Source organism: Atlantibacter sp., from assembly GCF_032062175.1.
In the GTDB taxonomy this organism is placed as follows: Bacteria; Pseudomonadota; Gammaproteobacteria; order Enterobacterales; family Enterobacteriaceae; genus Atlantibacter.
Map to the genome: position 1 here is coordinate 290,255 of NZ_DAMBQK010000001.1, position 19,925 is coordinate 310,179.

12 protein-coding genes are annotated in these 19,925 nt (G+C 58.2%); 6 read left to right on the plus strand and 6 right to left on the minus strand.

All coding sequences use genetic code 11. The annotated features are described in order from the left end of the window. Nucleotides 1-2 precede the first annotated feature (2 nt). Genes mdtC through RT120_RS01355 form a run of 3 tightly spaced genes read right to left on the minus strand, consistent with a single transcriptional unit; the run spans nt 3 to nt 7,453 of the window. On the minus strand, nt 3-3,092 hold the full coding sequence (mdtC, locus tag RT120_RS01345) for a multidrug efflux RND transporter permease subunit MdtC (RefSeq protein WP_312978517.1): 3,090 nt from the start codon (nt 3,090-3,092) through the stop codon (nt 3-5). Beyond that, the gene (locus tag RT120_RS01350; RefSeq protein WP_312978519.1) at nt 3,093-6,215 is read right to left on the minus strand and encodes an MdtB/MuxB family multidrug efflux RND transporter permease subunit; all 3,123 of its coding nucleotides are present in this window, start codon (nt 6,213-6,215) and stop codon (nt 3,093-3,095) included. Next, the gene (locus RT120_RS01355; protein WP_312978521.1) at nt 6,215-7,453 is read right to left on the minus strand and encodes an MdtA/MuxA family multidrug efflux RND transporter periplasmic adaptor subunit; all 1,239 of its coding nucleotides are present in this window, start codon (nt 7,451-7,453) and stop codon (nt 6,215-6,217) included. Before RT120_RS01355 ends, RT120_RS01350 begins: the two co-directional genes overlap by 1 nt. A gap of 227 nt (nt 7,454-7,680) precedes the next feature. Here RT120_RS01355 and RT120_RS01360 point away from each other — a divergent pair, with 227 nt between their 5' ends. Together RT120_RS01360 and RT120_RS01365 are read left to right on the plus strand one after the other, a co-directional pair. Beyond that, nucleotides 7,681-8,034 (plus strand): type II toxin-antitoxin system RelE/ParE family toxin, encoded by a 354-nt coding sequence (locus tag RT120_RS01360; protein ID WP_312978523.1) that lies wholly within the window; start codon nt 7,681-7,683, stop codon nt 8,032-8,034. Next, nucleotides 8,031-8,327, plus strand: a complete 297-nt coding sequence (locus tag RT120_RS01365) for a helix-turn-helix domain-containing protein (RefSeq protein WP_125291701.1) — start codon at nt 8,031-8,033, stop codon at nt 8,325-8,327. The genes RT120_RS01360 and RT120_RS01365 overlap by 4 nt, the downstream gene beginning before the upstream one ends. A gap of 22 nt (nt 8,328-8,349) precedes the next feature. Here the strand turns inward: RT120_RS01365 and yegD are convergent, their stop codons facing one another. Beyond that, the gene (gene yegD, locus RT120_RS01370) at nt 8,350-9,702 is read right to left on the minus strand and encodes a molecular chaperone (protein ID WP_312978820.1); all 1,353 of its coding nucleotides are present in this window, start codon (nt 9,700-9,702) and stop codon (nt 8,350-8,352) included. 131 nt (nt 9,703-9,833) lie between these two features. On the opposite strand from yegD, the gene alkA reads away from it, so the two are divergent. Beyond that, a complete protein-coding gene (gene alkA, locus RT120_RS01375) occupies nt 9,834-10,688 on the plus strand; it encodes a DNA-3-methyladenine glycosylase 2 (protein WP_312978525.1) in 855 nt (284 codons plus the stop codon). Here the strand turns inward: alkA and RT120_RS01380 are convergent. Beyond that, a complete protein-coding gene (locus tag RT120_RS01380; protein ID WP_312978527.1) occupies nt 10,670-13,999 on the minus strand; it encodes a diguanylate cyclase in 3,330 nt (1,109 codons plus the stop codon). The genes alkA and RT120_RS01380 overlap by 19 nt on opposite strands. 340 nt (nt 14,000-14,339) lie before the next feature. On the opposite strand from RT120_RS01380, the gene udk reads away from it, so the two are divergent. The 3 genes from udk (at nt 14,340) to asmA (ending at nt 17,520) form a co-directional block, all read left to right on the plus strand. Continuing rightward, nucleotides 14,340-14,981 carry a uridine kinase gene (udk, locus tag RT120_RS01385; RefSeq protein ID WP_125291704.1) on the plus strand — a complete coding sequence of 214 codons (642 nt, stop codon included), beginning with the start codon at nt 14,340-14,342 and terminating at the stop codon, nt 14,979-14,981. An 89-nt stretch (nt 14,982-15,070) separates the two neighbouring features. Continuing rightward, on the plus strand, nt 15,071-15,652 hold the full coding sequence (gene dcd, locus RT120_RS01390; protein ID WP_312978529.1) for a dCTP deaminase: 582 nt from the start codon (nt 15,071-15,073) through the stop codon (nt 15,650-15,652). A gap of 23 nt (nt 15,653-15,675) precedes the next feature. Next, the gene (gene asmA, locus RT120_RS01395; protein ID WP_312978531.1) at nt 15,676-17,520 is read left to right on the plus strand and encodes an outer membrane assembly protein AsmA; all 1,845 of its coding nucleotides are present in this window, start codon (nt 15,676-15,678) and stop codon (nt 17,518-17,520) included. Nucleotides 17,521-17,558: 38 nt separating this feature from the next. Here the strand turns inward: asmA and RT120_RS01400 are convergent, their stop codons facing one another. Further along, nucleotides 17,559-19,925: a glycoside hydrolase family 31 protein gene (locus RT120_RS01400; protein WP_312978533.1), complete on the minus strand. Its 2,367-nt coding sequence runs from the start codon at nt 19,923-19,925 to the stop codon at nt 17,559-17,561.

Consider the following 19,925-nt stretch of genomic DNA (forward strand, 5'->3'; position numbering starts at 1 on the left):
GGCTATTCACTCGTCGTTATGGCTTCACCTTCACGACGTTGACGCGTAAAGCGCAGTCGCAGTCGGTCAAAAAACAGATAAACCACCGGCGTGGTGTAGAGCGTCAACAGCTGGCTCATCACCAGACCGCCGACAATAGTGATGCCCAGCGGCTGGCGTAGCTCCGCGCCATCACCGCTGGAAATCACCAGTGGCAGCGCGCCAAACAGCGCCGCCAGCGTGGTCATCATGATTGGACGAAAGCGTAGCAGACAGGCCTGGAATATGGCCTGTTCCGGCGACAAATCGCCTTTACGCTGCGCTTCGATAGCAAAATCTACCATCATGATGGCGTTCTTTTTCACGATCCCGATCAACAGCATAATGCCGATCAACGCGATCAGGCTGAACGGCGCGCCGAACAGCGCCAGCGCCAGCAGCGCGCCGACGCCCGCCGAGGGCAGGGTAGAGAGAATGGTTAGTGGATGCACATAGCTTTCGTACAAAATCCCCAGCACGATATACACCGTGGCGATGGCCGCGAGGATCAGCAAAACCTGCGAGTTCATGGTGTCCTGGAACACCTGGGCGGTGCCTGCGTAGCTGCCGCGCACCGTGGATGGCACGCCGAGCGAAGTCATGGTGCGGTCGATGGCGTCGCTGGCCTCGGATAACGACACGCCGGTGGGCAGGTTAAACGCGATAGTCGAGGCCGCCGACAGGCCCTGATGGTTCACCGACAGCGGCGCGTTCGCCGGTTGCCAGTGGGCGAAGCTGGACAACGGGATCGGTTTGCCGTCGCTGTTGATGACAAACATCTGGTTCAGGGCGCTGATATCCTGGGTATAGCGCGGGTCGACCTGCATCACCACTTTGTACTGGTTCAGCGGCTGGTAGATAGTAGAAATTTGCCGCTGACCGAAGGCGTTGTTGAGCAGGCCGTTGGCATCCTGCACGCTGATCCCCAGCCGCGCCATGGTTTCGCGGTCGTAAATCAGGCTCATTTCCGCACCGTTGTCCTGCTGGTCAGAGTTAACGTCCGCCAGTTCCGGCAGTGTCGACAGCGCCTGGCGGATTTTCGGCTCCCACTCGCGCAGCGCGGCTAAATCATCGGACAAAAGCGTGTACTGATAGCTGGCGTTAGACTGCCGTCCGCCGACCCGGATATCCTGCACCGCCATTAAAAACAGGCTGGCGCCCGGCTCTTTGGCGAGCTTTTTACGCAGCCGGTCAATCACCTGCTGCGAGGTTTCATGGCGCTCGCCCAGCGGTTTCAGGGAGATAAACATCATCCCGCTGTTCACCCGCGAGCCGCCGGTAAACCCGGTGACGTTATCCACCGCCGGATCGTCGCGGATAATCTTCATAAAGTCTTCCAGCTTGCCGCGCATCGCCTGGAAGGAAATGCTCTGATCCGTCTGGATGCCGCCCATCAGGCGGCCGGTGTCCTGCTCCGGGAAAAAGGTTTTCGGGATGGCGATATACAGCCAGATATTGAGCGCTATGGTCGCGAGCAGCACCACGCCCACCAGCCGGGTATGGCGCAGCACCCAGTGCAGGGATGTGGCGTAACCCTCCTGCAAGGCGGTGAGCACCCGGCCAACCCCGCGCTTACGCGGCTGGGACTGGGGTTTGTTGGCTTTCAGCAGCCAGCCGCACATCATCGGCGTCAGGGTCAGGGACACCACCAGCGAAATGCCTATCGCCACCGAGAGCGTGACGGCGAATTCCCGAAACAGGCGGCCCGGCAGCCCGCCCATCAGCAACAGCGGCAGGAACACCGCCACCAGCGACAGGCTCATGGACAGCACCGTAAAACCCACTTCCCGCACGCCCTGGAGCGCCGCCTGAAGCGGCTTAACCCCCGCCTCCAGGTGGCGGGAAATATTCTCCAGCACCACGATGGCATCATCCACCACAAAGCCGGTGGCGATGGTCAGCGCCATCAGCGACAGGTTATTCAGGCTAAAGCCACACAGGTACATCGCCGTAAAGGTGCCGATTAACGACACCGGCACCGCAATGGCCGGGATAAAGGTCGCGCGCCCGGAGCGTAAAAACAGAAACACCACCAGGATCACCAGCGCCACCGAGATCACCAGTGTCTGCTCTACTTCTTCAAGAGAGGCGCGAATGGTCGGCGAACGATCCTGGGCGATTTGCAGATCGATAGAGGCGGGGATGATTTCCCGCAGCTCCGGCACCCTGGCGCGGATGCGGTCCACGGTTTCGATAATATTGGCTTCCGGCGCTTTACGGATCATCAGCAAAATCGCCGGTTTGGCGTTGGTCATCCCGGCGTTGCGCACGTCCTGCACCGAGTCGGTGACCGTTGCCACGTCCTGAAGTTTCACCGCCGCGCCGTTGTGGTAATGGATAATCAGCGGCTGGTATTCCGCGGCAGTTTTCAGCTCGTCATTGGTCTGGATCTGCCAGCGCCGATCGTTATCTTCCAGCGCGCCCTGCGGGCGGCGCACGTTGGCGTTGCTGATGGCGGTACGCACCGCGTCCAGCGACACGCCCTGATTAAACAGCGCCTGCGGGTTGAGATCGACGCGCACCGCGGGCAGGGAGCTGCCGCCGACGTCCACATCCCCAACGCCTTCAATTTGCGCGATGGTTTGCGCCAGTTGGGTCGAGGCGAAGTCGTACAGCGCCCCCTGGGACAACGTATCGGAGGTCAGCGTCAGAATGATGATCGGCGAATCGGACGGGTTAGCCTTGCGGTAAGTCGGGCGGCTCGGCATCCCGCTCGGCAACAGGCTCTGGGCCGCGCTGATCGCCGCCTGCACGTCGCGCGCCGCACCGTTGATATCGCGGTCAAAATCAAACTGTAAAATGATCCGGGTACTGCCGAGCGAGCTGGACGAGGTCATCTCGTTGACCCCGGCGATGCGCCCAAGCGCGCGCTCCAGCGGCGTCGCGACCGATGACGCCATCGTTTCCGGCGACGCGCCAGGCAGCGAGGCGCTGACCATAATCACCGGGAAATCCACCTGCGGCAGCGGGGCCACCGGCAGCAGTCGGAAGGCCAGCACGCCGCACAGCGTGACTGCCAGCGTCAGCAGGATGGTGGCGACAGGCCGGTAGATAAACAGGGCGTAAAATCGCACTTACGCCTCCTCGGTTTTACGGCTAAAACGCGCCCGGGTGTAATGAGACAGGCGGTCAAACAGCAGGTAAATTACCGGGGTGGTAAACAGTGTCAGCACCTGGCTCACCAGCAGCCCGCCCACCATGCCAATGCCCAGTGGGCGGCGCAGTTCCGCGCCAACCCCGGTACTCAACATCAGCGGCAACGCGCCGAGCAGCGCGGCGAGCGTAGTCATCAGGATCGGACGAAAACGCAGCAGGCAGGCCTGGTAAATCGCGTCATAAGGAGACAACCCCTGCTCACGCTCCGCCGCCAGCGCAAAATCGATCATCATGATGGCGTTTTTCTTGACGATGCCGATCAGCAGGATGATGCCGATAATCGCGATCACGTCCAGCTCGCTACCTGCCAGCATCAGCGCCAGCAGCGCGCCGACCCCCGCCGTAGGCAGGGTAGACAGAATGGTAATCGGATGAATAAAGCTCTCATACAGCACGCCGAGCACGATATACATCGCCACCACCGAGGCCAGGATCAGCCAGATGGTGTTGCCCAGCGCCGACTGGAAGGCGAGGGTGCTGCCCTGGAACGAGGTGGTGATGTCCGCCGGGAATTCAAGGGTTTTCTCGGCGTCCAGAATCGCGTTCACCGCCTGCTCCAGTGAGTAACCGTCCGTCACATTGAATGAAATGGTGGTGGAAGGGAACTGATCGAGATGGTTAATCGACATCGGCCCGTGGCGCTGTTCAACGTTCGCGATGGCGCTTAACGGCACGATGCCGCCGTCGGCGCTGGTCAAACGCACGGTGTCCAGCCCACTGATGCCCGGCGTGGTGTGGGTATCGTGCTCCAGCACCACCCGATACTGGTTCGCCTGGGTATAAATGGTGGAAATCAGCCGCTGACCGAAAGCGTTGTACAGCGCGTTGTCCACGTCGCTCATGCTGATACCGAGACGGCTGGCGCTGTCGCGGTCGACATTGACATACGCCACCAGCCCCTGATCCTGCCAGTCGCTGCTCACGTCCGACAGCGCGGGCAGGGTAGCGAGCTTGTCCATCAGCGCCGGAACCCAGGTGCTGAGCGCCTCCAGCGAGTTGGCCTGAAGGGTAAACTGGTACTGGGTGCGGCTGACCTGGGTATCAATAGTCAGATCCTGGGTGGGTTGCAGATACAGCGCCACCCCCGGCACGTTCGCTACCGCCTGTTGCAGCCGGGCAATCACCGGTTGAATACGGTCGTCGCGCTCATCCAGAGGTTTGAGATGGATTTGCAGACGGGCGCTGTTCAGCGAAGCGTTGGTGCCGTCCACGCCGACGAACGACGTCAGGCTTTCCACCGCCGGGTCTTTTAAAATCACGTCCGCCACCCGCTGCTGGCGCTCCGCCATACTGGCGAATGACGCCGACTGCGGGGCCTGTAATGTACCCTGAATAATGCTGTTATCCTGCACCGGGAAAAAGCCTTTGGGGATCATCATCCACAGCAGCGCCGTCAGCGCCAGGGTGCCCAGCGCCACGCCGAGGGTCAACCACGGATGGCTCAGCACCCGTCTTAATCCGCGTCCGTAGCTTTCAATCACCCGGTCAAAGAAGCGCTCGCTGGCGCGGGAGAAGCGGTTTTGTTTGCGCAGCGATTCGTGGCTTAACATGCGGGCGCACATCATCGGCGTCAGCGTCAGGGAGACGATTGCCGAGATCAGGATCGCTACCGCCAGGGTAATGGCGAATTCACGGAACAACCGGCCGACGATATCGCCCATAAACAGCAACGGGATCAGCACGGCGATTAAAGAGAACGTCAGGGAGATAATGGTAAAGCCGATTTCTCCCGCGCCTTTTAACGCGGCGGCGAGCGGTTTTTCACCTTTCTCGATATAGCGCGAAATGTTCTCGATCACCACGATGGCGTCATCCACCACAAAGCCAGTGGCGATAGTCAGTGCCATCAGCGTCAGGTTGTTGATCGAGAAATCGAAAAAGACCATCACTGCGAAGGTGCCGACCAGCGACAGCGGCACCGCTACGGCGGGAATAATGGTCGCCGGCACGTTGCGTAAAAACAGATAGATAATCATCACCACCAGCGCGATCGCCAGCATCAGCTCGAACTGGGTGTCGGTCACCGAGGCGCGGATATTGGTGGTGCGGTCGGCCAGCAGTTTCACTTCCACCGATTTCGGCAAGCTCTGCGTCAGCGTGGGCAGCATCTGACGCACGCTATCGGCGGTGGCGATAATATTTGCGCCGGGCTGGCGCTGAATATTCATCACGATGGCCTGCTGCTTGTTGGCCCATGCGCCGAGCCAGCGGTTTTCCGCGCCCTGTTCGATGATCGCCACATCGCCTAAGCGGATCGCCGCGCCGTTCTGGTAAGCGATAATCAGGTTGCGGTATTCATCTGCCGACTTCATCTGGTCATTGGCGGAAAGAGTGATGGCGCGCTCCGGGCCGTCGAGACTGCCTTTCGCGGAGTTGACGTTGGCATTGCTGATGGCGGTACGAACGGTTTCGCTGGTTACACCGAGAGCGGCCAGCGCCTGAGCATTAAGTTTGACCCGCACCGCCGGGCGTTGCCCGCCGGACAGCGTGACCAGCCCGACGCCGGAAACCTGGGAGATTTTCTGCGCCACCCGGGTTTCCACCATGTCTTCTACCTGGGTCATCGGCAGCGCACCAGACGTTACCGCCAGGGTCATAATCGGCGGGTCCGCAGGGTTCACTTTGCTGTACACCGGCGGGTTTGGCAGATCGTTGGGCAGCAGGTTGGTGGCGGCGTTAATGGCCGCCTGCACTTCCTGTTCCGCGACGTCCAGCGCTAACGAAAGCTGGAACTGGAGGGTGATGACGCTGGCACCCCCGGCGCTTTGCGAGGCCATCTGCTTCAGGCCGGACATCTGGCCAAACTGGCGTTCCAGCGGCGCGGTAATCGCCGAGGTCACCACATCCGGGCTGGCACCCGGATACAGCGTCACCACCTGGATGGTGGGGTAATCCACTTCCGGCAGCGCCGAGACCGGCAGAAAACGGTAACCCAACACGCCCGCCAGCATAATGGCGATCATCAGCAGCGTGGTGGCGACCGGGCGTAAGATAAACAGCCGCGACGGCCCGCCGGTAGCGCTCGGAGGTAACACCTGCATCAGGACTGCGCTCCCTGTCTTTTCTGTGTCGGGGCGTCTTTCGGCGAATCGGCCTGGGCGTTATGCGCTTCTACCACTTCCACACTGGCCCCTTCGGTCAGACGATCGATCCCGTCAGTGACGACGCGATCGCCTGCCGACAGCCCGGCAGTAATCACCACTTTTTCACTGTCCTGAATGCCGGTGGTCACTGTGTGTTTGCTGACTTTGTTATCGCTGTTCAGCACCCAGACGAAATGGCCGTCGTTGCCCATTTGCAAAGCGGCGGTGGGGATAACGATGGCGTCCTGTTGGGTATCTACCAGCATCCGGGCGTTAACGAACTGGTTAGGGAATAGCGCGTCATCCTGGTTATCAAAGCGGCCCTTCAGCTTAATGGTGCCGGTAGTGGCGTCGATTTGGTTATCCAGGCTGAGCAGGGTGCCGGTACTGAGTTTCTGTTTGTTGGTGCGGTCCCAGGCTTCTACCGTCAGGGTTTTCACGGCTTTTTGCGCCTGTACGATGGTAGCGATATCGCTTTCCGGCAGGGTAAACAGCACATCGATAGGATGCGTTTGGGTCAGCACCACAATGCCGTTGGTGTCGCCGCTGGAAATCTGATTGCCGATATCCACCTGTTTTAGCCCGACGCGCCCATCGACCGGGGCGGTGATGCGGCTCCAGGTCAACTGCAACTGTGCGCTGGCAACGGCGGCTTCATCGGCTTTAAGGGTGCCGAGGGTTTCATTCACCAGCGCCTGTTGGGCATCGAGTTCCTGGCGCGAAACCAGATTAGTTTTGCTCAACTGCTGATAGCGCGCTAAATCGCGCCGGGCATTGGCGAGCGTGGCTTTATCGCGGGCCAACTGGCCTTCGGCCTGGGCCAGCGCCACCTTAAACTGGCTGGGATCGATTTCTGCCAGCAGATCGCCCGCTTTCACCTGCTGCCCTTCCTGGAAGTGCAGCGCCATTAATTGCCCATCAACCCGGCTGCGCACGGTAACGGTGTTTGCTGCCGTGATGGTGCCAAGCCCGGAAAGATAGCGGGGAACTGCTTCACTGACCGCCGTTGCCGCCTGTACCGGGGCGAGCGCCCCGCGCATGCCAGGGCGGCCACCGCCCGTTTTACGCTGCTGGCCGGAAGCCTGCTGACCCGACGCCGCGTCTGGTTTTTGAGCGTGCCAGTACCACAAGCCCGCTACGATGGCGATAACAATAACGATGGGCCACATCCAACGCGATAAACCAGTACCTTTCATAAGTTAAACGTCTTCTTATCCTGAAACGATTAGGCGTAATGATACTAGTTTAGAGATTAGCGCCGGGAGAAAAATGGAGGAAATATGGAACAGGTTCAGGATTCCTCCTAATCAGCGCTTTTGTTCGAGATTTCTCGCAGGATCGACACGGGAATCAGCAGTACAAATTTTGACAGTTTAGAGTGTGGTTTAGGCAATAAATATAAATTACACTTTATGAGGTGGTTATGACATGGACGGTTGTATTTACGCCAGAGTTTGAGCAGTGGCTTTATGATCAGGAGCCTGGGTTGCAGAATCGTGTTAACGCAGCGCTAATAAGCCTTGAGTTAACCGGCCCGGCACTGGGTCGACCACGGGTGGATACGCTCTTCGGCTCCTTCTATCCCAATATGAAAGAATTACGCCTGCACTATGCTGGCGACCCATGGCGGATTTGTTTCGCCTTTGATGAGAGCCGACAAGCGATAATGCTTTACGGCGGAAAGAAAACGGGGCAGAAGCGCTTTTACTCAACATTGATTAAGCGGGTTGACGCGATTTTTGCGCGCTATCTTGCCCGCAAAAAGGATTGGGAATGAAAACATTACAGCAGCATCTTGCAGAACTTACCCCTGAACATCGGGCTGAAATCGAGCGTTTAGCCGAAGAGTTCGCCGCCGAAAACGGTTTGCCAACCATCCGGGAAATGCGCGCCATGTCGCAGCAGGAGCTTGCCGAACGGCTGGGCGTAACCCAGCCTGCGGTGGCGGCCATGGAGCGGCGCGGGGATGACATCAAAGTCTCCACACTGAAGCGCTATGCAGAAGCCTTAGGCGGTGAACTGAAGATCAGCATCGAACTGCCCGAAGGAAGCCGGGTGATTTCACTCTAAACGTCCTCCGGCAACTCAAGCCTTACCGAAACACCACGTTTGCCCAGCGCGCCAGCCCGGCGGTGACCGAGCCAAAATCGTCGCCGCCGCGGATCGGTGTTCCTGGCAAATACGCCGCCAGCAGATGACGAATCAACGGTGAGCGGGCGCTGCCGCCGGTGAGATAAATCACGTCCGGCGTGATATGGCTGGCTTCCAGCGCCAGCGTCACCTGTTCGATGATGCGTTGCAGCGGCTGCGTCAGCGCCTTTTCCAGTTCGATTTGCGAAATGGCGGCCTGCAAGCCGTCGCTGATAAACGGCATCCGGGCAAGGTGGTGATCATCGGAGGAGAGCGCGATTTTGCTCTCCTCAGCGACCCGCACCAGCCGGTAGCTCAGACGCTGCTGCCACACTTTACGCAACCTGGCGACCTCGTCCGGCGCTTTGGCGTCGCGAATTAAATCCAGCAGCAACCGGCCATTGGCGGCGCTGTAAAAATCGCTTTGCGCCGGGACGTCGTTAATCGCCACCGCGTTCCACCACGGTAGCGTCGGCAGGGCGATGCCTTTCTGAGTTTCGCCGCCCATGCCTAATAGCGGCATCAGCTGTTTAAAAGCAAGGGCGATATCCAGATCGTTACCGCCAATGCGACAGCCGCTGTGGCCTAACAGGCTGGCTTCACGATCGGATTGCATAGCCCACTGCGGCCCCATTAGCAGTACCGAGCAGTCGGTGGTGCCGCCGCCGATATCGACCACCAGCACCCGCGTTTCCTGGGTCAGGGTCGATTCAAAATCCAGCCCGGCGGCCACGGGCTCGTACTGGAAAACGACATCGCGAAAACCGGCGCGCTGAGCTGCGCGTTCGAGAATGCCCTGCGCCTGGGCGTTGGCATCGTCACCCCCCAGACCCTGGAAGTTAATCGGCCTGCCGATGACTGCCTGGTCAATGGCTTCGCCAATTTGCGTGGCAGCGGCATTACGGATATGCAGCATCATCGCGCACACCAGATCCTCAAATAGCGCCACCTGCTGCGGCTTCAGGCCACTTGCGCCGAGGAACGACTTCGGGGATTTAACGAACCAGACCTCTTCCGGGTCATCCATATAATGCTGCAAGGCCGCCAGCCCAAACTGTACGCTGGCCTCGGTTACCCGAATATCTTCCTCGCGATTGGCATTAATTGCCCGGCGCAGCAGCGCCTGGTTTTCCGCGCCCGGTGCCGGGGCATCGTGACAGCGGTACAGCCATTCGCTCACCGCCTCGCGGGTGGGTGCGCACAGCATTGACGGCAGCAGCGGCGACCCGTTTTCCAGCGTCAGCATCTGCGGTGCGCCGTCGCGCATCATCGCCACCGAACAATTCGCGGTGCCGTAATCAAAACCAATAAACATTTTCATCCCCATGCCTGTGAAGAAGGGGGGCGACTTTAGCCGAATGTGGTCCTGGCGGCAAACGGAATATGAAAGCAAGGCGAAACTGCTGGGATCAGGCTACCCTGAATCCAGTTATTCAAGGAGATAGCATGTTCATTATTGATTATCGCGGCCCGTATGACTGGCCGTGGATGTGCGGTTTTCTGCGCCACCGTACCGTCGAGGGCGTCGAGATCATTCACGACGATAGGCTGCAAAGGGTAATGGCCTTTGGCGATGCCCAAGGGCTGGCGACGATGGCTATCACCGGGAATAATCGGCTGCACGTCACCCTGAGCGACGGTCTGTTGCCGGTTGCCGACGAGGTGCTGGCGCGGCTGCGGCGCTGGCTGGATTTAGATACCGACCCGCAACCGATCATTGAAACCCTGGGCGAACTTGCCGCGCCGATACCGGGTTTGCGGCTACCCGGCTGTGTTGACCCGTTTGAGCAGATGATCCGCGCGGTATTAGGGCAACTGGTGAGCGTCGCGATGGCGGCGAAACTGACCAGTAAACTGGTGCAGGCCTACGGCGAGCCGCTGGACGGGGAGCCAGGCTGGCGTCGGTTCCCGGATGCGCAGATCCTTGCCAATGCCCGCTGGGAGGATTTAAAAGCCCTGGGGATGTCGAAAATGCGCGCCGACGCCATTATCAACCTGGCGCAGCTGTGTCTGGATGGGCAACTGATGCTGTCCCGCCCGGAGAATGTCGAGCACGGCATCAAAGCGCTAATGAAACTGCCGGGGATTGGCCGCTGGACGGCAAGCTATTTCGCGCTGCGCGGCTGGCAGAGCCCTGACGTGTTTTTGCCGGATGATTACGCGATCAAATTACGTTTCCCTGGCCTGACCCCGGCGCAGATCCGCCGTTACGCCGAGCGCTGGTCGCCCTGGCGCTCGTATGCGTTATTGCACATCTGGTATAACCACGGCTGGCAGCCGGATCAGTTAATCGCGAAATAGCCCTGGTTGAGTAGCATATCCAGCGGCTGGGTTTGGGCGATGGTATCGCCCCAAATCATATCAATGCCGATGCCGGAGAGCGTGTCCATAATCAGCGCCTGATCCGCCGGGCCTGCGATGCACTTCAGCCCCAGCCGCTGAGCGTGGCCCTGAATAATCGTCACCATCATCTCGTCCATCAGGTTGGTGTGAACATCGGTGACCAGTTCAGGCTCAATCATGATGTAGTCGCACATCTGGCGCGTCAGCTGGTTAAAAATCTCCATATCGCGCCCGACCTGGCTGACGATAACGCGGCAGCCGGCGTTACGCAGTTTGATCATGTTATTTTTTGCACGATCGTCCTCCGCCAGCAGAACGTCGCTGTGTAGGGTGAAATGGAGCAATCGCGGCGGCAGCGCACTGGTGCTCAGCGCTGCCAGCATCTCGTTGATCGTTTCATCATTGGCGATGCCCTGTGGCGATAAGGGCAGGGCGACGCCGAAGCCTTTCAGGGTGATGGCGGTCGCGTGGTTGCGCAGGAAATCTGTAAATACGCGGCGGTCCAGCTCGCACGCCAGTGCCGGGTCGCTCAGGCCGGAGCGAAACGCCGATTCTTCGAGTACGTTGCCTTCACTGGTCCACAGGCGCAGCGACAGCAGCCAGAAGTTAGTGGATTCAGGAATACGCGGCGACGCCACGGCGCGGGCCAGCAGCATCATATGGTTGTCGTTGATAATCCGCGCCTGCTCTTCATGGGCCAGCAACGTGCGCTGCTGTTGCAAATGCTGCTGCTGCGGCTCATAAACCGTCACCACGCCACGCCCCTTATTTTTCGAGGCGTAACAGGCGATATCCGCCTGAGACATGACTTCCGAGGCCAGATTGTTATTGGCGTCGATAAGCGTGATCCCGGCGCTGGCACCGATGCGGTGCAGGCGGCCTTCCCACATAAAGTGATAGTCGTTGACCGCCTGAATCAGCCGCGTGGAAATGGTATACGCGTTTTCAATGCCGCAGTCCGGCAGCAGCAGGCCGAATTCGTCGCCGCCGAGGCGCGCCAGAATATCGGTGGTGCGCAGCATCCCCAGCATCAGCGACGCCAGTTCACGCAGCAGGGCATCGCCTGCCGCATGGCCTGCGGTGTCGTTTACCGCTTTAAAACGGTCAAGGTCAATGCACACCAGCGCGTGGCGCTGATGGCTTTCGCCCACGCTTTGCAGCAGGCGTTTAAGATTATTTTCAAAGCTGACGCGGTTTGCCAGGTGGGTGAGGGCGTCGTGGGAGGCGCTGTAGCTTAACTGGCGCAGCATCTTGCGTGATTCGGTGACGTCCTGGATAACCAGCACCGAGCCGATGTTTTGCCCGTCCAGCGTGCTGAGCGGCGTCACGGTGTAGTGAATGTCGTAGCTTCCACCGTTGCGGCAGTGCAGTACCACGTCCTGTTCGATGGCGGTACGGCTGACGTCGCCGCTGTGGATGTTTTCCATCAGCGGGCCTTTATCGCCGAAGGTGATGCGCAACACCGACAGCAGCGGTTGGCCGATGGCCTGCTCCTGCGACCAGCCGCTCATTGTCTCGGCGACCGGGTTCATAAAGGTCACATTCATATCCACGTCGGTACAAATTACCGCTTCGCCGATGGAGTCGAGCGTAATATGCAGGCGCTCCTTTTCCTGGAATAGCGCTTCGTTAAGCTGCTTCACTTCGGTCATATCCATATTTACGCCCAGCAGGCGTTCCACGTCGCCCTGCTTATTAATGACGCGGTTGGCGAGGGCGCGAATATGGCGAATGCCTTCGCTGACCTGAATACGGAATTCGATTTTAAACGGGACGCGCGCTTTTAGCGCATCGCGGATAGTCATTTCCACCGACCCGAGATCTTCTTTTACCACCCGGGACGCCCAAAGTTGGTAGGTAGGCTTAATATGCGGCGGAATATCGTACAGTTCGAACATCCGTTTATCCCAGCTAATGATGTCCGGGCCGAGTTCCCATTCCCAGATGCCGATGCCGCCCGCTTCATTCGCCAGCGTAATACGCTCCATTAAGCGTTTATTCATCCACTCGGTATGTTTGAGATCGTTAATATCTTCAACCTGGGCGATGAAATAGAGCGGCACGCCGTTATTATCCCGGACCACGGAAACCGACATCAGCGCCCAGACCACGTCTCCGGCATGGTTAAAGTAGCGCTTTTCCATCGAGTAGCTGTTGATATCGCCTTTAATCAGGCTCTCTAACTGTTCCAGATCGTCATGCAAATCTTCCGGCCAGGTGATTTGCTGGAAGGTCATGCTGCACATTTTTTCCGGCGTATACCCCAGAAACTGGCACAGAGATTTATTGACCTGCAACCAGTGGCCGTCAATCGACACCAGCGCCATGCCGATGGAGGAATACTCCATGGCGTTGCGAAAACGGGTTTCGCTCTCGGAAATATGTTTGCGCTCTTCGCGAAACGCGTACATCACCATCGTCATGACATTGGCAGGCAGCAGAATCAGCAAAAACGGCAGCCAGGGCGCGTTCGCCATCACTGAGGGATGCGGAGCGATGAGCATTTCTGGATTGCGGGTCAGCGTCAGGGAAACCACCATCACTGTTGCCAGGAATATGGTGAACGCCTCCAGGCGCGGCAAGCGGATGGCGCTCCACATCAACAGCACAATAATGAAGGTAAACGGCCAGGGCAGAAAATGTAGCGCCAGCCAGCTCAGCACCAGCGTAATGCACAGCGACACAAGGGTTTCGATGAGCAGCCGGGGGTTGCGATGGCGCAGCAGATAACGGGATTTAAACAGCAGGCCAATCGGCACCAGCGCGATGGCGGCAATCGACTCCGATAATACCCAGACAAAAAACGTCCGTAGATTTTCGTCGTTTGGCGTAAAAATAACCGCCAGAACCGCGCCAAATAAGGGGGGAATAACCGCGCTGCCAATCGCCAGTTTTACCCAGTTGTTGAGATTTTGTAATGGATTGGCGGAGGGCAGAAGTTTACGCAGTAATATAGCCCCGAGCAGGGCTTCAAGAATATTGATAACAGGAAACGTTATTACAATTCGGCTTGAGGGAAATAAAACCAGTGACGCAAGTAAATTACCGGCCACGCACGCCACGGCGATTGCGGGCCAAAAAGAGGCCGGATGCCGATAAAAAGCCACCATCATAATGGCGGTGGGAAACCACAGCGGCGCAAGGGATGAGCCTAACAGCGTCAACTCAAGAGAAAAAAGGGTAAATAAGAAACTTAATAGCCCCAGACTTAGCAACCGTAATACGGGATGAGGCGTAGAAACTTCAACGCGCATGTTCTTTTTAATCATTACCGCTAATCCGTTATGGCATTGCCGCCAGGAGCAAAGCCCGGACGCATTATTCGACGTATCGGGCTATGCTAGTACAAACAATTTACAATTCCTATGCCGCCGACTGATAAATTCTCACTCCAGCAAGCTTTATTGTTTTAATCGCAATAGCCTGAATTATTAACTGAGATTATGGTTAAAAAAATGCGTTCCGGTGCCACTCTTTAAAAAAAGTTATTCACAGTGGCGCGACTGCGCACCTGCGACTGGTATCGGGGGGGCGAAGTCCCTATAATTGCCGCGTTTGGCGCTGCGGCGTCGTCCTTCCCCCTTATTCAGAAACCAGGTCGCTACATTTATGACTGACAAGTCTCATCAATGCGTCATCATCGGCATCGCCGGCGCATCCGCCTCAGGCAAAAGCCTTATCGCCAGCACACTTTATCGGGAGCTGCGCGACCAGGTCGGTGACGAACACATTGGTGTCATTCCAGAAGACAGCTACTACAAAGATCAGACCCATTTGTCCATGGAAGAACGGGTTAAAACTAACTATGACCATCCCAACGCCATGGACCACAGTCTGCTGTTTCAGCACCTGCAAACGCTGAAGTCCGGCAAGCCGATTGAACTGCCCGTCTATAGTTATGTCGAACATACGCGTACCCAGCAAACGGTACATATCGAACCGAAAAAAGTGATCATCCTGGAAGGGATCCTGCTGCTCACGGATGCGCGCCTGCGCCAGGAGATGAACTTCTCAATTTTCGTCGATACGCCGCTGGATATTTGCCTGATGCGCCGCATCAAGCGTGACGTGAACGAGCGTGGCCGCTCCATGGATTCGGTGATGACCCAGTACCAGAAAACGGTACGCCCGATGTTCCTGCAGTTTATTGAGCCATCGAAACAGTATGCTGACATCATCGTGCCGCGCGGCGGTAAAAACCGCATCGCGATTGATATTCTCAAAGCGAAAATCAGCCAATTCTTTGAATAACACGCAGTTAGCGTGTACCGTTCTAAGAGTCATTACTTATCTCCCGGCGCATTGCGGCCGGGAATTCAAGCACAACAGAGGAGCGTGCGATGCGTCTTTGCGACCGTGATATTGAAGCCTGGCTTGATGATGGCCGTTTAGCGATTACCCCGCGTCCTCCGGTAGAGCGCATCAATGGCGCGACGGTGGATGTGCGTCTGGGTAATAAATTCCGCACCTTCAGCGGCCATACCGCCGCGTTTATTGATTTGAGCGGGCCGAAGGCCGAAGTCAGCGCCGCGCTGGATCGCGTGATGAGCGATGAAATCGTGCTGGCAGAAGGCGACGCGTTTTTCCTGCATCCTGGCGAACTGGCGCTGGCGGTCACGCTGGAATCGGTAACTTTACCTGCGGATTTGGTGGGCTGGCTGGATGGCCGTTCGTCGCTGGCGCGTCTGGGGCTGATGGTCCACGTGACCGCGCACCGTATCGATCCCGGCTGGCAGGGCTGCATCGTGCTCGAGTTCTACAACTCCGGCAAACTGCCGCTGGCGCTGCGTCCGGGGATGGTGATCGGCGCGCTGAGTTTCGAGCCGCTCTCCGGGCCTGCCGCACGTCCTTATAATCGTCGTGAAGATGCCAAGTATCGGGATCAGCAAGGTGCGGTAGCCAGCCGTATCGATAAAGACTAATCCGGTTACTGACTGAGGATGCCATGAGACGACTTCTGACGACGCTAATGATTTTGCTGGTGGTAATCGTCGCCGGCCTGTCCGCATTAGTGCTGTTGGTCAACCCCAACGATTTTCGCGACTATATGGTTCGCCAGGTTGAGGCGCGTAGCGGATACCAGCTAAAGCTGGAAGGGCCGCTGCGCTGGCACGTCTGGCCTCAGTTAAGCATTCTTTCCGGGCGCATGAATCTCACCGCGCCGGGCGCGACCCAGCCGATGGTGACTGCCGATAACATGCGCCTCGACGTCAAACTGCTGCCGCTGCTGTCGCATCAACTGCACGTCCGCCAGGTGATGCTTAAAGGCGCGGTGGTTCAGTTGACGCCCGAAAGCGAAGCGCGTCATCCTAAAGACGCGCCGATTGGCCCGCAGGGGGGCGCTGCGCCCACCGACACCGATCGCGGCTGGAGCTTCGATATTTCTCGCCTGAAAGTGGCCGACAGCGTGCTGGTTTTCCAGCATGAGGGCGATGAGCAGGTCACGGTGCGCAACCTGAATCTTCAGATGGAGCAGGATGAGAAGCGCCAGGCACAGATAGATTTCAGCGCCCGGGTGTTGCGCGATCAGCGCACGCTGGATCTCTCATTCACCGCTGCGCTTAACGCCGCTGAATATCCTGAGGATCTCGCCGCCAACATCAGCAATCTCCAGTATCAGTTGAAAGGGGCTGATTTACCGTCTCAGGGCATAACCGGACAGGGCGCGTTTAACGCCAACTGGCAGGAAGGACAGAAAAAACTTAGCTTCAGCGAACTGCAACTTACCGCGAATGACAGCCAGTTAAGCGGCGACGGCAGCGTGATCCTGAAAAAGAACCCGGACTGGTTGCTGAATCTGGCTTTTGGCAAACTTAATCTGGAAAACCTGCTGCCAACCCAGACGGCCTCCGCCGCGCCGGTCGCCCAGCAGGCGCAGAGCCAACCTGTACTGCCGCGCCCGGTGATTGCCGATAACGCGTCTGAGCAGGATTACTCGGCGCTGCGCGGTTTTAATGCCAAAGCGAACATCACTGCGGCAAACGTGCTGTGGCGCGGGCTGAACTTCAGCAACGTGCGCGCGGCGCTGGCTAACAACAGCGGCTTGCTGACAATCTCGACCCTGGAAGGCAGTTTAGGCACAGGCCATATTTCCCTACCGGGCAGCCTGAATACCCGGCAACAGCCTGTGCAGGCGAAATTCATCCCAACGATTCAGAACATCGAAATCAGCCAGGTGCTTAAGGCCTTTAACTATCCGATAGCCCTGAGCGGCGCGCTGTCGATGACCGGCGATTTTTCCGGGGCGCAAATTGATGCCGACGCGTTCCGCCAGAACTGGCGGGGCGAGGCCATCGTTGAAATGACTAACTCGCGCCTCGAAGGAATGAACTTCCAGCAAATGATCCAGCAGGCGGTGGCGCGTAATAACGGTTCAGTGCAGGCTCAGCAGTTCGAAGAGAACGCCACCAAACTGGAGCAATTTACGACGGATGTGTCCCTCGACCACGGCAAACTGACGCTGAACAAAATGGAAGGGCGTTCATCAATGCTGGCGCTGAATGGCGAAGGCGCTATGGATCTGGTCAGCGAACAGTGCGATACCCTGTTCCAGGTGCGGGTACTGGATGGTTGGAAAGGCGACAGTAACCTGGTGGAATTCCTGAAGCAAACGCCGATCCCGCTGCGGGTTTACGGCTCCTGGAAACAGTTGAATTACTCGCTCCAGGTGGACCAGGTGCTGCGTAAGCATCTCCAGGATGAAGCCAAACGGCGCCTGAACGACTGGGCAGAACGCCACAAAGACAGCAGCAAGTCGAAAGACGTGAAAGAACTGCTGAAAAAGCTGTAATAAAAAACGGGGCCGAATGGCCCCGTTGGTTTTTGCGCTTAGCGGGCTTGCCAGCAGCGGCTCGCTTCGCCGTTGATCAGCAGGGTGCGGTGTTCTCCGGGCGGCAGGCTGACAGCCAGTTCGCGCCACGCAGGCTGATAATCGCCCCGGGTCGCGATATCCAGGCGAAGGGTGTTCGCGTCGCAGGTCATTTCCCACTCCAGCCACAGCGCATTGCCGTCCTGATAACCCCAGCTTTCGCCATCGTCTTCAAACAGCAGCCCGTTACTGACGCCGCAGCCCTTCAACGGGAACAGTTTCAGCTCACGGAAGGTATCGTCCGCCGGGCGGGTGTGCGCCAGGCGCGCGCTCATCGGCAGGCCCGCGCCTGCGCGTACCAGCAGCGGCAGCGTTTCCAGCGGTGCTGCCAGCGTGATCCACTGCCCGCCGCTGTACCAGCTTCCGCTGTAAAAATCGTACCAGCCATCGATATTCGCCGGCAGCCACAGGGTGCGCTCGCGTGCGCCTGGCTCGACGACGCTGGCGACCAGCAGATCCTTGCCGAGAATAAACTCGTCGCATTCCTCAAAGGTCTGCGGATCGTGCTCGTGATCGAGGAACGTCGGGCGCAGCATCGGCTCGTCATCGGCATGGGCCTGCCACAGCAGGGTGTAGAACCAGGGTAGCAGGCGGTAGCGCAATTCAATGGCGCTGCGAATGGCCGGCGTGATCGTCGGGTACATCCAGGGTTCATTGACGGTTTGGTCGTCATTCCAGGAGTGGATAGTGAAACGCGGGTGCATCACGCCATTTTGTACCCAACGCACAAACAGCTCCGGGTCAGGGCGATCCCCTGAGAACCCGCCCACGTCGTGGCCGACGTTATACAGCCCGGACAGGCTCATGCCTACGCCCATGCGGGTGTTAAAGCGCAACGTCTCCCAACTGGTGCGGTTATCGCCGCTCCAGGTTTGCACATAGCGCTGCATCCCGGCGCAGCCGGAGCGGGAAATCAAATACGGGCGTTTTTCCGGCGCGAAGCGCTGCTGCGCTTCCAGCGAGGCTCGCATCATCAGCAGCGGCATCACCGGGCGAATATATTTAATTGCAATCGGGTTGCCGAAGCCGTGGCAGCGCGCTTCCCCATCCCACACCTCAAACTCGTTGTTGTCGTTCCACGTGGAGTCGATGCCCATTTCCAGCAGTTGCGTGGTGACGCCGTTCTGCCACCATTTGATGGTATCCGGGTTAGTGAAATCGAGGTGGGAGCCTTCGTCGTCCCAGAAGCTGGAACGTTCTGGTTTATCCGACTCCGAATCACGAATAAACAGCCCCTGTTCCGCCACGTCGTTATAGCGTGGATGGTCCTGCAACAGGCAGGGCTTGATATTGGCCGCCAGCCGCAGGCCCGCATCGTGAAACGCCTGGCTCATCACTTTCGGCTGCGGCACTTTGTCGTAATTCCAGTTGAACACGTAGCGCTTGTTATTAATGGACGTATAGCCGGACGACAGCTGGAATGAATCGCATGGAATAGCGTGCTCTTTGCACAGGCGGATGAAATTCATCAGCTGCTGCTGGGCGTCCGGCGCATCGGTGTAGTGCATGGTCGAGCCGCTGTAGCCCAGGCTCCATTTCGGGCCAAAGAGTGTTTTCCCGGTCAGCCGCACGAAAGCCTTAGTGATATCCAGTACCCGCTTGCCGACGAACAGGTAGTAATCGATATCGCCAGCTTCCGCCTGCCAGCGCCGATAGGGGCGGTGGTAGTTGTCGATCTCTTTACCCATATCGAACCAGCAACTGCTCAGATTATCGTAAAACAGCCCGAAGCTCACGCCAGGACGTTGGGTGATGGTAAACGGAATATGCTTGTACAGCGGATCGGTATGGGCGGCGTTATAACCCATTGCATCCAGGTTACGCATCTCGTAGCGCTTACCGTTGCGCTGAAGCGGCCCCGCTTTTTCACCCAGCCCGTAATAGCGGTCACCCTCCAGCCTGTGCTGGTAGTGCGCCACGCCGTCGCCGTGAGCATTGATTAAATAGGCGCTGGTGGCGCGGTCGCTGGCCAGCAATTGCCACTCGCCCCGTTCGTCTTTGTAATGCCATTCGAGCCACAGCGGCTGATGCACCGTCACGCGCAAGGTGTCGGTAGCCACGACCAGGCGATCGTCCTGTTCCTCAATACGGAAGCCCGGGAGAGAAAAGCCGCTCAGATCGTCGCGGCTGCGCCCTTCCCACGGGACGTCCTGCTGCGGCGCAATGCTCCAGGTTTTATCCAGCGCCCAGCCGGTATTGCGGGAAATCGCCACGCGAAACAGGCCATCTTCCAGCACATACAGCGCCAGTCGGTAGCGGTTATCAATTTGCAGCGTGACGTGTGCGTGGTCTGCGTTAAGCAGGGTCCAGTTTTTCAGCGTTTTCAT

Excerpts from the sequence above, each read along its gene's own strand:
- asmA (WP_312978531.1), top strand. The coding sequence starts at position 15,676 with ATGAGACGACTTCTGACGACGCTAATGATTTTGCTGGTGGTAATCGTC.
- RT120_RS01355 (WP_312978521.1), bottom strand. The coding sequence starts at position 7,453 with ATGAAAGGTACTGGTTTATCGCGTTGGATGTGGCCCATCGTTATTGTT.
- RT120_RS01350 (WP_312978519.1), bottom strand. The coding sequence starts at position 6,215 with ATGCAGGTGTTACCTCCGAGCGCTACCGGCGGGCCGTCGCGGCTGTTT.
- RT120_RS01380 (WP_312978527.1), bottom strand. The coding sequence starts at position 13,999 with ATGATTAAAAAGAACATGCGCGTTGAAGTTTCTACGCCTCATCCCGTA.
- udk (WP_125291704.1), top strand. The coding sequence starts at position 14,340 with ATGACTGACAAGTCTCATCAATGCGTCATCATCGGCATCGCCGGCGCA.
- alkA (WP_312978525.1), top strand. The coding sequence starts at position 9,834 with ATGTTCATTATTGATTATCGCGGCCCGTATGACTGGCCGTGGATGTGC.
- RT120_RS01400 (WP_312978533.1), bottom strand. The coding sequence starts at position 19,925 with ATGAAAACGCTGAAAAACTGGACCCTGCTTAACGCAGACCACGCACAC.
- RT120_RS01365 (WP_125291701.1), top strand. The coding sequence starts at position 8,031 with ATGAAAACATTACAGCAGCATCTTGCAGAACTTACCCCTGAACATCGG.
- dcd (WP_312978529.1), top strand. The coding sequence starts at position 15,071 with ATGCGTCTTTGCGACCGTGATATTGAAGCCTGGCTTGATGATGGCCGT.
- RT120_RS01360 (WP_312978523.1), top strand. The coding sequence starts at position 7,681 with ATGACATGGACGGTTGTATTTACGCCAGAGTTTGAGCAGTGGCTTTAT.
- yegD (WP_312978820.1), bottom strand. The coding sequence starts at position 9,702 with ATGTTTATTGGTTTTGATTACGGCACCGCGAATTGTTCGGTGGCGATG.